Annotated in this window: 1 protein-coding gene and 1 pseudogene; one reads left to right on the top strand and one right to left on the bottom strand. The window is 65.7% G+C overall.

The window, feature by feature from the left end:
* Positions 1 to 187: pseudogene (locus tag MOV74_RS39905) on the bottom strand (hypothetical protein); the annotation flags it as partial.
* 168 nt (positions 188 to 355) lie between these two features.
* Between MOV74_RS39905 and MOV74_RS39900 the strand changes: the two are divergent.
* Positions 356 to 591: NTP transferase domain-containing protein (locus tag MOV74_RS39900; protein WP_246933077.1), on the top strand; the 236-nt coding region annotated here is incomplete at its 3' end.

Genomic DNA, 591 nt, shown 5'->3' with positions numbered 1-591 from the left:
AGCCGAGCCCGGCCTGGCTGGCGATCACTGCGATGGTGACCGCGCCCACGGCCGCCACGCCCCACGAGCCCAGCCGCCACATCATGCGGCGGTCGAACGCGCTTTCCTCGGCCACAAGTCCGGAGAACAGCCCGCCGGTCTCCTTGGTGCCGAAGGCATCCGCCAGTGGGTCGGAATCCTTTGCCATGAACGTTAAGTGCCCAGCCCCGAAGCTTCCCCGAATCAATCAGGGAACATTAACAGGAAAACCCCGTCGCACTTGAATTCCGGGCGTTTGCGGGGGTAGCAAGACGAGAGCTTTTCAGGATGACCCGCCGCCGTCGCGCCAATTGATGCCGTATCTGACAGGATTTCGATGACCGCCCGTTCCAGCCTCACGATCGTGCTCGCCGCCGGCGAAGGCACGCGCATGCGATCGAGCCTGCCCAAAGTGCTGCATCCGGTGGCTCAGCAAACGCTGCTTGCTCACGTGCTCGCCGCGGCACCCAAGGGAACCGGCACCTCGCTCGCGGTCGTGATCGGCCCCGACCACCAGGCGGTCGCGGACGAGGCGAAACGCATCAGGCCCGATGCGCTCACCTTCGCGCAGGC

The sequence above is a fragment of the Bradyrhizobium sp. SHOUNA76 genome (assembly GCF_023006445.1).
Taxonomy (GTDB): Bacteria; Pseudomonadota; Alphaproteobacteria; order Rhizobiales; family Xanthobacteraceae; genus Bradyrhizobium.
This window is presented reverse-complemented; position numbering and strand designations above follow the sequence as displayed.